This window comes from Prauserella marina, assembly GCF_002240355.1.
GTDB lineage: Bacteria > Actinomycetota > Actinomycetes > Mycobacteriales > Pseudonocardiaceae > Prauserella_A > Prauserella_A marina.
The window spans coordinates 1,863,511-1,877,989 of sequence record NZ_CP016353.1 but is presented as its reverse complement, the minus strand read 5'-3'; the positions used below and the strand labels follow the sequence as shown (position 1 = coordinate 1,877,989).

Annotated in this window: 12 protein-coding genes; 5 read left to right on the top strand and 7 right to left on the bottom strand. The window is 68.1% G+C overall.

Annotated elements, in window-relative coordinates; genetic code table 11:
* Positions 1–64: 64 nt before the first annotated feature.
* Positions 65–2,629 (top strand): aminopeptidase N, encoded by a 2,565-nt coding sequence (gene pepN / locus BAY61_RS08615; protein ID WP_091794779.1) that lies wholly within the window; start codon positions 65–67, stop codon positions 2,627–2,629.
* A 78-nt stretch (positions 2,630–2,707) separates the two neighbouring features.
* Here pepN and BAY61_RS08610 read toward each other — a convergent pair whose 3' ends face one another.
* On the bottom strand, positions 2,708–3,205 hold the full coding sequence (locus BAY61_RS08610; RefSeq protein WP_091798452.1) for a DUF5130 family protein: 498 nt from the start codon (positions 3,203–3,205) through the stop codon (positions 2,708–2,710).
* Positions 3,192–3,428 (bottom strand): aa3-type cytochrome oxidase subunit CtaJ, encoded by a 237-nt coding sequence (ctaJ, locus tag BAY61_RS08605; protein ID WP_091798455.1) that lies wholly within the window; start codon positions 3,426–3,428, stop codon positions 3,192–3,194. Before ctaJ ends, BAY61_RS08610 begins: the two co-directional genes overlap by 14 nt.
* Before the next feature lie 284 nt (positions 3,429–3,712).
* Between ctaJ and BAY61_RS08600 the strand changes: the two genes are divergently transcribed.
* Positions 3,713–4,042, top strand: a complete 330-nt coding sequence (locus tag BAY61_RS08600; RefSeq protein ID WP_091794776.1) for a hypothetical protein — start codon at positions 3,713–3,715, stop codon at positions 4,040–4,042.
* A 94-nt stretch (positions 4,043–4,136) separates the two neighbouring features.
* On the opposite strand, the gene BAY61_RS08595 is transcribed toward BAY61_RS08600, so the two are convergent.
* Positions 4,137–4,868, bottom strand: a complete 732-nt coding sequence (locus tag BAY61_RS08595; RefSeq protein ID WP_245865923.1) for an HNH endonuclease — start codon at positions 4,866–4,868, stop codon at positions 4,137–4,139.
* Positions 4,869–5,054: 186 nt separating this feature from the next.
* On the opposite strand from BAY61_RS08595, the gene BAY61_RS08590 reads away from it, so the two are divergent.
* The 3 genes from BAY61_RS08590 to BAY61_RS08580 are packed head-to-tail and all read left to right on the top strand — an operon-like array spanning position 5,055 to position 8,020.
* Positions 5,055–6,056 carry a mechanosensitive ion channel family protein gene (locus BAY61_RS08590; protein ID WP_091794771.1) on the top strand — a complete coding sequence of 334 codons (1,002 nt, stop codon included), beginning with the start codon at positions 5,055–5,057 and terminating at the stop codon, positions 6,054–6,056.
* 42 nt (positions 6,057–6,098) lie between these two features.
* Entirely contained in the window at positions 6,099–6,506 is a 408-nt protein-coding gene (locus tag BAY61_RS08585) for a globin (protein WP_091794768.1), read from the top strand.
* A gap of 5 nt (positions 6,507–6,511) precedes the next feature.
* Positions 6,512–8,020: an alpha-amylase family glycosyl hydrolase gene (locus BAY61_RS08580; RefSeq protein ID WP_245865921.1), complete on the top strand. Its 1,509-nt coding sequence runs from the start codon at positions 6,512–6,514 to the stop codon at positions 8,018–8,020.
* Positions 8,021–8,030: 10 nt separating this feature from the next.
* On the opposite strand, the gene BAY61_RS08575 is transcribed toward BAY61_RS08580, so the two are convergent.
* The 4 genes from BAY61_RS08575 to BAY61_RS08560 form a co-directional block, all read right to left on the bottom strand.
* A complete protein-coding gene (locus BAY61_RS08575; protein WP_091794762.1) occupies positions 8,031–8,282 on the bottom strand; it encodes a hypothetical protein in 252 nt (83 codons plus the stop codon).
* Positions 8,283–8,403: 121 nt separating this feature from the next.
* Positions 8,404–9,039 carry a DUF8010 domain-containing protein gene (locus tag BAY61_RS08570; RefSeq protein ID WP_091794759.1) on the bottom strand — a complete coding sequence of 212 codons (636 nt, stop codon included), beginning with the start codon at positions 9,037–9,039 and terminating at the stop codon, positions 8,404–8,406.
* Complete coding sequence (locus BAY61_RS08565) at positions 9,036–9,467, bottom strand: acyl-CoA thioesterase (protein ID WP_091794756.1); 432 nt, start codon at positions 9,465–9,467, stop codon at positions 9,036–9,038. The genes BAY61_RS08570 and BAY61_RS08565 overlap by 4 nt, the downstream gene beginning before the upstream one ends.
* 3 nt (positions 9,468–9,470) lie before the next feature.
* A complete protein-coding gene (locus BAY61_RS08560) occupies positions 9,471–14,444 on the bottom strand; it encodes an NAD-glutamate dehydrogenase (protein WP_091794753.1) in 4,974 nt (1,657 codons plus the stop codon).
* Positions 14,445–14,479 lie beyond the last annotated feature (35 nt).

Genomic DNA, 14,479 nt, shown 5'->3' with positions numbered 1-14,479 from the left:
GACAGCACATGCATGATTGGATGCCCCGAGCAGACAATCAACCGCTACCAGCACAGAGGTGCCCGTGCCCGCCCCAAATCTGACCCATGAACAAGCCAAGCAGCGAGCCGATCTCCTTGACGTCGACGCCTACGAGGTCGAACTCGATCTCACCGACGGCAACGGCCGTCCCGGTGAGGCGACCTTCGATTCCCGCACGAGGATCCGGTTCTCCGCGGCTCGCCCTGGTGAGCGGTCCTGGGTCGACATCGTGGCCGCCGGGGTGCGATCGGCGGTGCTCAACGGCACGGCGCTGGACGTGTCCGGTTACGTCGAGGACGACGGAATCGCGCTTCCGGAACTCGCCGCCGACAACGAACTCGTCGTCGAGGCCGACTGCTCCTACATGAACACCGGCGAGGGGCTGCACCGGTTCGTCGACCCCGTCGACGGTGGGGTCTACCTCTACACCCAGTTCGAGACTGCCGACGCGAAGCGCATGTTCGCCTGCTTCGACCAGCCCGACCTCAAGGCGACCTACCGGCTGACCGTGATCGCCCCCCGCGACTGGAAGATCATCTCGAACGCGCTGGTCGAGTCCACGTCGGACACTCCGGAAGGCGCCGTGCGCACGGTGTTCGCCACCTCGGAGCGCATCTCCACCTATCTGGTCGCACTCATCGCGGGCCCCTACGCGGAATGGCGCGACGAGTACTCCGACGACGAATCCCGGATCCCGCTTGGCATCTACTGCCGCGCCTCGCTCGCCGAGTACATGGACGCCGAGCGGCTCTTCACCGAGACCAAGCAGGGCTTTTCCTTCTACCACAAGAACTTCGGCATTCCCTACCCGTTCTCGAAGTACGACCAGCTCTTCGTGCCTGAGTTCAACGCGGGCGCCATGGAGAACGCGGGCGCGGTGACCTTCCTTGAGGACTACGTGTTCCGCAGCAGAGTCACCAGGTACGCCTACGAGCGGCGAGCGGAGACGCTGCTGCACGAGATGGCGCACATGTGGTTCGGCGACCTCGTCACCATGCGCTGGTGGGACGACCTGTGGCTCAACGAGTCGTTCGCGACCTTCGCGAGCGTGCTCGCGCAGGCGGAAGCCACCGAGTACACGGGTGCGTGGACGAGCTTCGCGAACATCGAGAAGTCCTGGGCCTACCGGCAGGACCAGCTCCCCTCGACCCACCCGATCGCGGCCGACATCGTCGACCTGCACGCCGTCGAGGTGAACTTCGACGGGATCACCTACGCCAAGGGCGCGAGCGTGCTGAAGCAGCTCGTCGCCTACGTTGGTCTGGACAACTTCCTCGCCGGGCTGAGGGTGTACTTCGGCAAGCACGCGTGGGGCAACGCCACCCTCTCCGATCTGCTGTCCGCGCTTGAGGAGGCATCGGGAAGGGACCTGTCGTGGTGGAGCGCGCAGTGGCTGGAGACAACCGGCCTCAACTCCCTGCGGCCGCGATTCGAGGTCGACGAGGCGGGCAAGTTCACGGCGTTCTCGGTGTTGCAAAGCGGCGCCAAGCCCGGAGCGGGTGAACTGCGCACACACCGGGTCGCCGTCGGTATCTACGACGACGACGGCAACGGCAAGCTCGTCCGCACCAAGCGGATCGAGTTGGATGTGGACGGTGACCGCACCGACGTTCCCGATCTCGTCGGCGCGGACGCCGGAGCGCTCGTGCTCGTCAACGACGACGACCTCACCTACTGCACCATGCGGCTCGACAGCGGTTCACTGGTCACGCTCATCGACCGGATCGGGGACATCACCGAACCACTGCCGAGGACGCTGTGCTGGTCGGCGGCCTGGGAGATGACGAGGGAAGCCGAGCTGAAAGCCCGTGACTTCGTCACGCTCGTACTGCGCGGCATCGGCGCGGAGACCGAGGTCGGCGTCGTGCAGCGGCTGCTGCTGCAAGCCCAGACCGCGCTGAACTCCTACGCGGAGCAGGGATGGGCGATCGGGAAGGGCTGGCCGGAGTTCAGCGCCAGGGTGCTCGAACTCGCCCGCGCCGCCGAGCCGGGTTCCGACCATCAGCTCGCCTTCGTCAACTCGCTCACCGGGTCGGTCCTCGACGACGAGAAGCTGGCCGTGCTCGCTGGCTGGTTCGACGGTTCGGCGCCGCTGGAGGGGCTCACCGTCGACACCGACCTGCGCTGGCGGCTGCTGCACGCGCTGGTCGCTCACGGGAAGGCCGCACTCGCCGACATCGAGGCCCAGCTCGCCACCGACGACACCGCGGCGGGCCGAAGGCATGCCGAGCGCGCCAAGGCGCTACGGCCGACCCCCGAGGCGAAAGCCGAGGCGTGGCAACGCGCCGTGTACGACGACGAGCTGCCCAACGCCATCAACGAGGCCATCATCTCCGGCTTCTCCCACCCCACGCAGAAGCACCTGCTCGGCGAGTACGCGGGCAAGTACTTCGCCGCGATCGACGACGTGTGGGCTCGCAGGTCGAGCGAGCGGGCCCAGCCAACGGCCGTTGGCCTCTACCCCTCGTGGGAGGTCACCCAGGACGGGGTCGCCGCCGCCGACGGCTGGCTCGCCGGTGAGCACTCCCCCGCGTTGCGCAGGCTCGTCTCCGAAGGACGTGCCGGGATCGTGCGCGCGCTGGCCGCTCGCGAGTTCGACGAGAGCTGACCCCGCCAATCGCGGTCAGGACAAAGAAAAGGCCCGCCCTCGCACCACGTGCGAGGGCGGGCCTTTTCTCGCCTTCGGTCAGCGAGCCGGGTCGTGCCCCGCTTGGTCCGACATCATGCGCAGCCCGCTGATGAGCCCGCCGATGAGGTCGCCCTCCTTGAAGGAGGCGACCATGCTCATGACGGCGAGCTTCGCTCCCCTGTCGGGAAGGCGGTACATCGCGGACGCGCCGGTGATGACCTCGACCACCCGCTCGCCGGGCGAGACGGCGATGAGCACCGAGTCGTCGGCCCTGGCGCCGAGGGTGTCGTGCAGCGACTCCGCGCCCACCCTGCTGTCGGAGCCGAGTTCGCCGAGATAGATGCTGAACTCGATCCCGGTGTCCCTCGTCGCCAGCGTCAGCGCCTCGTCGAGCCTGGCGAGCTGAGCGGTGGTGAATGGGCCGGATGGCCCAGTGGGCTCGTACATTTGCGCGACGGAAACCCTGCCGCTTGCGGTAACCACACTTCCGGGCTGATCCGCCGTTCCCTCAAGACCTGTCGACCTTGGTTCCTTGGTCAGCTCACCAGCTACCACGGGCACCTCCCCGAACCTTCGATGCGGCCGTCGTGGGGCCGCCTGCCGCGAATTCCGTGTCGTCCTGGTTCCCGGTCCACCAGACGGGCGGGTAGTCCCACGCCTGCCCCGGCCGGTACCTGGGCTTGCCCGCGAACCGGGACCGTAGGGTCACCAGTGCGAAGAAGCCGTAGATAGCGAGCGGGATCGCCGCGAAGACCAAGGCCGTTTCGAGGATGCTCACGGACCGCAGGGTATCCGACGGGACGGAAGCGCACCTCAGGCACCACGCCGAAACGGCCGCCGCTCGTCGCGACGAGGCCGCCATCCACCGCTTGCCACGCCAGTACTCCCACGTTGGGCCGAAGCCCTGCTCGCGAAAGGTTGCAACTCAACGTACGCCCGGCGGCACCCGTCGCCATGGCCTTGTTCGCCCACTGAAATGCTCGTACGTTTTTCACCTGTACGGACCTTGCGCCCCACCCTCCCCTTCCAGCAAGTCACACACCGGTCACAGGAGGACTCGTCATGCCCAGCGCCTTGACCCCCAGCCAGCCGAACGCCGACTTCGCCCCGTCACCCTTCGAGATGACCGTCGAGCGCGGAACCCGCGTGACGCGAGGGACCCGAGTCACCTGTGGCACACGTGTCACTCGCGGAACCAGGGTCACCGCGGGAACCCGCGTGACCCGCGGAACGAGGGTCACGCGCGGTACTCGGGTCACCGCGGGCACCCGCGTCACGAGGGGTACCAGGGTCACTCGCGGAACCAGGGTGACCATGGGAACCCGCGTCACCATGGGAACCCGCGTCACGCGCGGAACGAGGGTCACCCGCGGAACCCGGGTCACCGCCTGAGAACCGGCGCGACCGGTAGCGCGTCCCGACACCACACCGGGACCGCGCGGGCACCGCGCGCCCGCATGCCAGACGGCGCACGCCCGGCCGCGAATCACGCGGCCGGGGCGCCGAGGTACTGCTGCCAGACCGGATCTGTTTCCTGCGAGTGCGCGAGCAACCGCCAATGTGGACCGTGCGGCGCCCTCGGCACGACCCGCAGCCGCCAGCCGATCTCCGAAAGAAGCTTGTCCGCCTTGCGGTGATTGCATTTCGCGCAGCACGCGACACAGTTCTGCCAGGAGTGAGCACCACCCCTGCTGCGTGGCACCACGTGATCGATCGTCTCCGCGCGCACCCCGCAATAGGCGCAGCGAAAGTGATCGCGATGCATGAGCCCCGCGCGAGTCAACGGCACCTGGGCCCGATAAGGTACCCGGACATACGTACTCAACCGGATCACCGAGGGCACATCCACCGTCATGGTCGCCGCGTGCAGCCGCAAACCCGCAGGATTTTCGTGCACCACTTCGGCTTTGCCGCACACCACGAGGACGATGGCCCTTCGTAACGGAAGTGCGGTCAGTGGTTCGAATGTCGCGTTGAGCAACAACACCCTGCGCTTGCCCCAGCCCGGCCCCGACGAACCGTGGTCCCGCGAACGCCACTGCCCGTGCGTGCGCGTGATCCGCCCGCCACGCGTCGGAGGCCCAGTCGGCTGAGGGCCGCCGAGAAACGGCCCACCCAAACCGGCGCCAACCGCCGGCGCGACTGACAGTGCCTCCAGCGCCTGCCCGGCCGGATGCCGGGCGTGGACGCCATGGGGGCTCGGTTGTCGGTCTGGCACGCGACCACCTCCACGGGTGCTGCCCTAGTCGACCACAGATCCCACCCAAAACGCACGTGGCTTAAGCAACGTGTCCGCTGCAAGTACGGTTGCGGGTGGACTCGACGTGGTCAACATGCCCCACCGAGCCTCCTCCGGCGCCACCAGAGTGGGCGGCATCACAGCAGGAAAGGAACATACCCGCACGTGGACGAGCTTCTCAGCGACCCGCCTGACTGCATTCACGAGGCGGGAACCTGGTGCCAGCAGATCTGGCGGGTCACCGGCAACGAATGGCTGGCGGGCTCCGCGAACTGGCTCGTCGCGAAACCGCTCCGGATCCTGCTGATCGTCGTCGTGGCAATACTCGCGCGTTTTCTCGTGCGCAAGCTCATCGACCGGCTCACCAAGACGCCCGAGAACGACGATGACGGTGAAAGCTCCAACGGCAAGCTGCCCGCGCTGTTGCGGCCGTTGCGCGAGCGCGCGCCGGAAGTGCTCGGCCCCGCCGTCATCGAACGCCGTCGCCAGCGCGCCAAGACCATCGGTTCCGTCCTCAAATCGCTCACCACGGCATTGGTCTACGGGCTCGCTTTCGTACTGATACTCGGCGAACTCGGCATCAACCTCGCACCCATCATCGCCTCGGCCGGCATCGTCGGTGTCGCTCTGGGTTTCGGTGCGCAGAACCTCGTGCGCGACTTCCTTTCCGGAATCTTCATGATGCTGGAGGACCAGTACGGCGTCGGCGATGTCGTCGACGTGGGAGAGGCGGTCGGCACCGTGGAATCGGTCGGCCTGCGGATCACCACGTTGCGCGATCTCAACGGCACCGTCTGGTATGTCCGCAATGGAGAGGTACTGCGGGTCGGCAACTCCAGCCAGGGCTACGCCGTCGCCGTCGTGGACATCCCGCTCGGCTACAACGCCGACGTCGCTCTGGCCACCACGGTGCTGCAAGAGGTCGCGGCCGAGGCCGCCGACAGCGGGCCGCTCGCCTCCGACGTGCTGGAGACTCCCGAGGTACTCGGCGTGGAAAGCGTGACACCGGAAGGCATCCAGCTCAGGATGACCGCCCGGGTCCGGCCAGGCAGGCAGTGGGCCGTCCAGCGCGCGCTGAGGGCCGACATCATCACGGCACTGGAGCACGCCGGTTTCGAACCACCGCTCGGCCGGTTCTTCGGTGGCTCCTCCGCGAACGGCGGGTGAACCCGGCATTCCCGGCACAGGCAGAATGGAGACGTGGCAGAAGTGAGCAGCCAACCAGAACCCGAACCCGCCGAAGAGCGCAGCTTCTTCGAGGCCGTGGGCGGTGAACCGACCTTCCGCGCGCTCGTCGGGCGCTTCTACGAGGTGGTCGCCGAGGACGAGCTGCTGCGCCCGCTCTACCCCGAGGCCGACCTCGGCCCGGCCGAAGAACGGTTGCGGCTGTTCCTCATGCAGTACTGGGGCGGCCCGCACACCTACTCCGACCAGCGCGGGCACCCGCGGCTGCGGATGCGGCACGCGCCGTTCAAGATCGGCCTCGCCGAACGAGACGCCTGGCTCGCCGCCATGCGCGTCGCGGTCGACGAATCCGGCATCGAGGAGCCCTACCGGGCCCAGCTGTGGCAGTACCTGGAGATGGCGGCGCACTCGATGTTGAACAGCTGGGAATGAGCCGCGTGGCCAGAGCGGTCACGACTGGGCGGAAGGACACAGCGGGCACGCCGTGGTGGGCCGACGCGGTCTGCTACGAGATTTTCGTCAGGTCGTTCGCCGATTTCGACGGCGACGGCGTCGGCGACCTCGAAGGCATTCGCGAACGGCTCGGCTACCTCGACCTGCTCGGGGCCGACGCCGTCCGGCTCTCCCCTTTCTATCTCTCCCCGCTCGCCGACAACGGTTACGACATCGCGGGACCACGGGCGGTCGACCCCGTGCTCGGCAATCTGGACACCGTGGCCTCGCTGGTGACCGAGGCACACCGGCACGACATCAGGGTCATCGTCGACGTGGTGCCCAACCACACGAGCGACAGGCACAGCTGGTTCGCCGACGCGCTCGCCGCGGCGAGGGGCGGACCGGAACGCGACCGTTACCACTTCCGCGACGGCTCCGGCCCCGGCGGAACGCGGCCACCGAACACCTGGCTGAGCGCGACCGGAGAGCCCGCGTGGACCCGGGTCCAGGACGGTCAGTGGTATCTGCACCGCCTCGGCGCGGGACTTCCGGACTTGAACTGGGCCAATCCCGAGGTCGCCGCCGACTTCGAGCACACGCTGCGGTTCTGGCTCGATCTCGGGATCGACGGGGTCCGCGTCAGCGCGGCGCACGCCATGACAGGACCCGCCGAGGTGGGTGAGGGTGAGACGGGCACAGAGCCGTTCTTCGACGGCGAGCGGGTTCACGAGGTCCATCAGCTCGTCCGCAAGGTGCTCGACGAGTATCCGCACGCGGTCGCCATCGGCGAGGTGCCGCTGGCCGACCCGAGGCGCTTCGCCCGTTACCTGCGCGCGGGCGAACTACAGCTTGCCGTGGAGTACCGGCTGGCGAACACCCCGTTCGACGCGGACGCCATCCAGGCCACGATCGAACGGACGCTGGCGACCGCCACCTCGGCAGGCGCGCCCGCCGTGTGGGCGTGCTCCGGTCACGATCTGCACCGGCTGGCCGCCCGCTTCGGCGGCGGACAGCGGGGGACGCGGCGAGCCCGCGCCATGGCGATCGTCGTACTCGGCCTGCCCGGCCTCGCGTGCGTGTTCAACGGCGACGAGCTGGGACTCGGCTCCTCGCCATCCGACGATCCGAGAATCCCGGTGCCGTGGGAAGGCAACGAGCCGCCATTCGGCTTCTCCGCGAGGCAAGATCCCTGGCTGCCGATTCCCGGCTCGTGGGCGCCGCTGACGGTCGAGGCACAACTGGAGGACGCGGGCTCGACGTTGTCGCTGTACCGGCGCGCGCTGGAGTTGCGCGGCACGCACGCCGCGTTCGCGGGAACGGCGGTGCGGTGGTACGGCGCGCCACCCGGTTGTTTCGCCTACCGCAGGGATCCCGGTGGGCTGGTGTGCGCGCTCAACACCTCGGCAGCGCCAGTTCCGGTACCACCGGGTGAGGTGCTGCTCTCCAGTGCGCCGCTCGTCGAGGGCAAGCTGCCCGCGGAAGCGGCGTGCTGGCTCGGCCCCGTTTCGTGATCAGCTCCGCTCAGCGGGAACCGGTCACCTCGTCGCCGTCCTTGTCACCGGAGGTCTCCTTGCCCTCGGCGAGCGCCTCGGATGCGGCCAGTCCCGCGTAGGTGGCCATCGAAAGAAACGGCGCGACCGGTCCCACCGCCCTCGCGACCTGATGCGCGAGACCGAGTCCCTTGACTCGCTCGGTGTCCGCGGCGGGATCGCCACCGTCGTGGACACCATCCGCTCGCCCGTTTCCGTCTGTCCCCTGCCGTGCTTCGCTCATCCCTCCACCATGGCAGACCGCGTCCCTGCCCCACCCCTCAAACCGGAAGCGGGGGAGCTTTACTGCCGTAAAACGGCAGCAAAGCTCCCCCGCTATCGCCCGAGGGCGGCGAACGGAGCCACTACAGCAGCAAAGGCAGCAGCGCGTGCCTGCGCCGGAGCACCGCGCCATAGCGCGCGTCCAGCCGCATCCACGAACCGGTCGCCGTCACACGCACCACATCGCCTTCCAGCGACGAGTCCACGAAACCCATGCCGGACAACGCGAAAAGGCACCGCATCGGCACCTTGATTTCCAGTGTCCCCTCGGACACGGTCAGCACGGTCTGGTCAAGCAACGACGCGGGCGGTGTGCCGTGCGGGCCCACGTTGTCCCTCGCCAGCGTGACACCCCGGTCGGCGAGTTCGGCCACCACGGTCGCCGGCAACTGGTCGACCTGCTGCCAGCCACCGCCCGATGGCAACTCCGAACGCCACAACAGATCCCGTGAAGGGCCGGGATCCATGCGCTCGCCGGGAGTCACCGTCAGCGCGGCCAGCAACTCGGCGCCGGACACCGTGACGTCGGCCGGCTCGACCGCGCCCTCGACCGCCCTGGTGACGAGGACGTCGAACGGCGTGGCGACCCAGGCTTCGAGCACCCCTGCCGAGCGGGTGCGCAACCGCACGACGGCGGTCTGATCCAGGCGTACCGCACGCGCGATGAACGCGGCAAGCGTCTCCCTGTCCGCCGCTTCGGGAATGCGCAGTTCGGTCACAGCTCACCTCCGCTGGGGATGTGCGCGAGCAGGAACTCCCGCTCGCGCTCGGTCAGCCTGCGCGGCCTGCCTCCACCGAGGTCGTACGGCGCGAGCGTCGTACGCGCGGTGACGGCGACCCCATCCTCGACCGAGGGTCCATTGTGGACTCGATAGTCGAGGGTGAAGGACGCGTGCCTCAGCTCGCTCAAGGTGATGTCCACCCGCACGTCTCCTCCTTCGACCACCACCGGCGCACGGTAGTCGACCGTCAGCCGCACCACGACGATGCCCTTCGCGAAGTCGGCAAGCCCCTCGCCCGCCGCCGTTCCGAACAGCAGCGGCACCCTCGCCTCTTCGAGCAAGGTCACCATGCTGGCGTGGTTCAGGTGACCGAAGGCGTCCATGTCCGACCACCTCGGCCGGACATGGACGACATACTCACCCATCGGTCAGCGCACCGTGCTCCGGATCTGGCGCGCCGCGACCGACAACGTGGCCAGGTCGAGCCTGCCAGCGCGTTCGATCTCGTCGAGCGTCACCCTCGCCCTCGCCAGCCGCGACGAGTTCGCCTGCTCCCACTGCGCGATCTTGTCCGCCGCGCCATCGTCGGGATCGCTGTTCTGCAACGCGTCGAGCGTGATCGCCCGCAACGAGCTGTACAGGTCGTCCCGCAACGCCAGCCGGGCCAGCGCGTGCCAGCGGTTGTCCCGTTCGAGGCCGTTGACCGACGTCAGCATCCGTTCGAGGCCGAGGTGGTCGGACAACGCGTAGTACAGTTCCGCCGTCTCGACGGGACTGCGCTGGGTGTCGAGCCCTGCCTCGCGCTCGGCCAGCTCGGCGACCTCGGTGATGTCGAGCAGGCTGTAGCTGTGCAGCAGCAGCGACACCCGCTGTGCCAGCTCGGCCGGGACACCGGCCGCGACGAGCTTGTCCGCCTCGGCCTTGACCGTGTCGGCCTCACTCCCGCCCAGCAACCTGCCCAGCTCGGGCATGAGCGCGCCGACCGTGTCGCCGAACCTGTTGATCTCGGCACCCACGGCGAGCGGCTGCGGCCGGTTGGTGAGGAACCAGCGGGCCGCTCTGTCGAGCAGCCTCCGGGTCTCCAGCACCATCAGGTCGGCGACCTCCGTGGACACGACGTTGTCGAGTTCGGAAATCCTCGCCCACAGAGCGGGCAGTCCATACACGTTGGTAACGACCGCGTACGCCCGCACGGCGTCGGTCGCCGTCGCGTTCAGCTCCTCGGCCAGCCGGAACGCATACGACACGCCCGCGCCGTCGACAACCTCGTTGACCAGCAAGGTCGTGGTGATCTGCCGGTTGAGCGGGTGCCTGCCGATGACATCGCCGAACCGCTGGCGCAGCGGCACCGGGAAGTACTCGGGCAGCCTGCGCGAGAACACGTCGGCGTCGGGCAGATCGCTGGCCAGCAACTCGTCCTTGAGGTCGAGTTTGACGTGTGCCAGCAGGGTCGCCAGCTCCGGCGAGGTCAGGCCGAGTTCGGCCTTCTCAAGCGCGGCGAAACCGGAATCGCCCGGCAACGCCTCCAGATCCCGGTCGAGCGCGCCCTTCGCCTCAAGCGCCGACACCAGCCTTCGGTGCACCGACAGCATCGGAGCGGCGTGCGCCCTGCTGATGCCCAGCACCGCGTTCTGCCGGTAGTTGTCGGTCAGCACCATCTCGCCGACCTCGTCGGTCATCGACTCAAGCAACTCGTTGCGGCTGTCCTGCCGCAGTTCGCCCGAGGCGACGAGCTGATCGAGCAGAACCTTGATGTTGACTTCGTGGTCGGAGCAGTCCACACCGGCGGAGTTGTCGAGCGCGTCGGTGTTGACCTTGCCGCCGTGCCTGGCGAACTCGATGCGGCCCCGCTGGGTCAGTCCCAGGTTGCCGCCCTCACCGACCACCTTGACGCGCAGGTCGCCACCGTTGACACGCACGGCGTCGTTGGCCTTGTCACCCGCGGCGGAATGGTCCTCCGACTCCGCCTTGACATAGGTGCCGATTCCGCCGTTCCACAACAGATCGACAGGGGCCAGCAGAATCGCGTGCACCAGCTCGGCCGGTGACAGCTTCCGCACATTCGCGGCGAGTCCCAGTGCCGTGCGCATCTGCGGGGTGATCGGGATGGTCTTGGCGCTGCGCGAGAAGACCCCGCCACCCTCGCTGATCAGCGATCGGTCGTAGTCGTCCCACGACGAGCGCGGCATCTCGAACAATCGTTTGCGTTCCTCGAAGGAGGACGCGGCGACCGGCGAGGGGTCGATGAAGATGTGCAGGTGGTTGAACGCCGCGACGAGCCTGATGTGCTCGGAAAGCAACATCCCGTTGCCGAAGACGTCACCACCCATGTCGCCGATGCCGACGACGGTGAAGTCCTCGCGCTGAGTGTCGACGTCCAGCTCGCGGAAGTGCCGCTTGACGCTCTCCCACGCGCCCTTGGCCGTGATTCCCATCGCCTTGTGGTCGTAGCCCATCGAGCCGCCCGAGGCGAAAGCGTCACCAAGCCAGAAGCCGTAGTCCGCCGCCAGCTCGTTGGCAATGTCGGAGAACGTCGCCGTCCCCTTGTCGGCGGCGACCACCAGGTAGTTGTCGTCGCCGTCGTAGCGCACCACCCGAGGCGCGGGCACCGTCTCCCCGTCGACGAGGTTGTCGGTGAGGTCGAGCAGGCCCGAGATGAACATGCGGTAGCAGGCGACGCCCTCCGCGAGGTATGCCTCCCTGTCGAGTCCGGGGTCGCCGGTCGTCGCCGGTGGCCGCTTGACGACGAAGCCGCCCTTCGCCCCGACCGGGACGATGACCGCGTTCTTCACCGCCTGTGCCTTGACGAGGCCGAGCACCTCGGTGCGGAAGTCCTCCTTGCGGTCCGACCAGCGCAGCCCGCCACGGGCCACCGAGCCGAACCTCAGGTGCACACCCTCGACCCTCGGCGAGCAGACGAAGATCTCGAAAGCCGGCCTCGGCTCCGGAAGATCGGGAACCCGCTGCGGATCCAGCTTGAGCGCCAGGTAAGGGCGCGACTTTCCTTCGGCGTCCCGTACCCCGTAATTCGTCCGCAGCGTCGCCACGATCGCCGCCATCAGCCTGCGCAGAATGCGGTCCTCGTCGAGGCTCTTCACCGAATCGACCAGCGTGTTGATCTCGGTGACCTGCGCGTCGGCCTGCTCGCCGCGCTGCGCCTCGTCACGCCCGAGGTCGAACCTGGTCTCGAACAACCTGACCAGCGCCGTGGCGATGTCGGTGTGCGCGAGCACCGTGTTCTCGATGTACTCCTGCGAGTACGGGCTGCCCGCCTGCCGCAGATACCGCGAGTAGGCCCGCAGTACGGCGGCCTGCCGCCAGCTCAGTCCCGCGCGCAGCACCAGCCCGTTGAACCCGTCGACCTCGCAGTCGCCACGCCACGCCGCCTCGAACGCATCCTGGAACCGCACGCGCAGATCCGGCTCGGCCGACTCGCCGATCTCCTCAAGGACCTTCGGCTCGATCCGCAGTCCGAAGTCGTAGATCCAGGACCTGTCGCCTTCCTCACGCTGCAACTCGTAGGGTCGCTCGTCGACAACCTCGACGCCCATGCGCTGCAACAACGGCAGCACCTTCGACAGGGTCACGCCCCCGCCAAGCAGGTACAGCTTGAAGCGGCGCTCGCCGGGAGCGGCCCCTTCGGGGATGTAGAACGACATGCGCACGTCGTCGGCGCCGTCGAGGGATTCCAGCGTACGCAGGTCGGCGAGCGCGACTTCGGCGTCGAAGTCCTCCTTGTAGGACTCGGGGAACATCGCCGCGAAACGCTGGCCCTGCTCCGTCGCCGATTCCTCACCGGCGAACGTGACGGCCTTGCCGCCGCCCGCGCGCGCCCTCCGCTCGGCGAGGATGGCCTCCACCATCAGGTCGTCCCAGCTTCGCATCGCCTCGCCGAGCCGTTCCTGGATGCGCAGGATGTCGGGCTCGATCACCCTCGCGGGCTCGGTGTGCACTGTGAAGTGCACCTGTGCCAGCTGGGTCTCCCCCAGCCGCGTCGAGTATTCGAGGTGCGTTCCCTCCAGCTCCTCCAGCAGCACTTCCTGCATCGCGAGCCGCGACCGCGTCGTGTAGCGGTCGCGGGGAAGGAACACCAGGCACGAATAGAACCGGCCGTAGGGATCCCTGCGCAGGAACAGCCTCAGCCGCCGCCGGTCGGCGAGGGTGATCGCGCCGGTGACGGTGGCGTAGAGCGAATCGGAGTCGGCCGAGAACAGGTCCGCCCTCGGCCAGTTCTGCAACACTTCGAGCATGCGCTGCCCCGAGTAGGACTCCATCGGGAACCCGGCGCGGTGGATGACCTCCCTCGCCTTTCCAGCGACGACGGGAATGTCCAGTACGTCCTCGTGCAGCGCCGAACTCGTGAACATACCGAGGAAGCGATGCTCGCCGGTGACGACGCCGTTGTCGTCGAAAGTCTTCACTCCGACGTAGTACGGGTAGATCGGACGGTACACAGTGGACGGTGCGCTTGCCTGGGTGAGCACGAGCAGTGTCGGCGCGAGCGCGTGCGCCGCGGTGTCGGGCCCGGCGGTGAGGCTGCGCGCGGCGAGACTGTCCTGTCGCAGCACTCCGAGTCCCGAAGCCAGTACCGCCCGTAGCGCGGGCTGGTCACCGTCGGATTCGGTGACCACCTCGTAGTGGCGGTACCCGAGGAAGGTGAAATGGCCGCCGGCGAGCCAGCGCAGCAACTCCGAACCGTCGTGGATCTCGGACTTGCTCAGCGGCGGCGGCTGCTCGTCGAGCCGGTCGGCGATCGAGCGCGCCGTGTCCGCCATCCGCTCGGTGTCCTCGACCACCTCGCGCACGTCGCCGACGACGGCGGTGAGCCGGTTGTCCAGTTCCCGCGCCCTGTCCGGATCGCCGATCGGGTCGATCTCCAGGTACATCCAGGATTCCGTCGACGAACCCGGCGGTGGGTCGGCGACGTCCGCGGTCGGGTACACCTCACGCAGCTCACCGGTCAGATCCCTGCTGACGACCACGATCGGGTGCACGATGCGCTGCACCTGCACGCCGCTGCGCGACAGTTCCGCGGCGACCGAGTCGACGAGATAAGGCATGTCGTCGGTGACGAGCTGGACGACGGTGGCTTCCCTCGCCCACCCGTCCTCAGCCGCGTTGGGATTGAGCAACCGCACCGCGGGCCTTCCCGGAACTCGCTGCTGCGCGAGTTGCAGGTGCGACCGCACCGCGCCGACGAGATCGACCGGGTCGTCCCCGACGATCTCCTCCGCCGGAATCAACCGGTAATAGAGCCGAATCAAGTCCGCGATGTCCGGCGCGGTCGCGGCGGCGGCTTCGACCAACTCGTCACGAAGCTGTTCGGGGCTCCGCGGTCGCCCCGCAGTGACCGTGTCCGCACCCCTGACGATAGGGCGATTGGACACTCCGACCGAACTCATGTCAGGCAACGCAACTCTCCACTCCCTGGCCTTGA

Coding starts and splice junctions, on each gene's coding strand:
- BAY61_RS08560 (WP_091794753.1), bottom strand. CDS start 14,444: ATGAGTTCGGTCGGAGTGTCCAATCGCCCTATCGTCAGGGGTGCGGAC.
- BAY61_RS08600 (WP_091794776.1), top strand. CDS start 3,713: ATGCCCAGCGCCTTGACCCCCAGCCAGCCGAACGCCGACTTCGCCCCG.
- BAY61_RS08565 (WP_091794756.1), bottom strand. CDS start 9,467: ATGGGTGAGTATGTCGTCCATGTCCGGCCGAGGTGGTCGGACATGGAC.
- BAY61_RS08575 (WP_091794762.1), bottom strand. CDS start 8,282: ATGAGCGAAGCACGGCAGGGGACAGACGGAAACGGGCGAGCGGATGGT.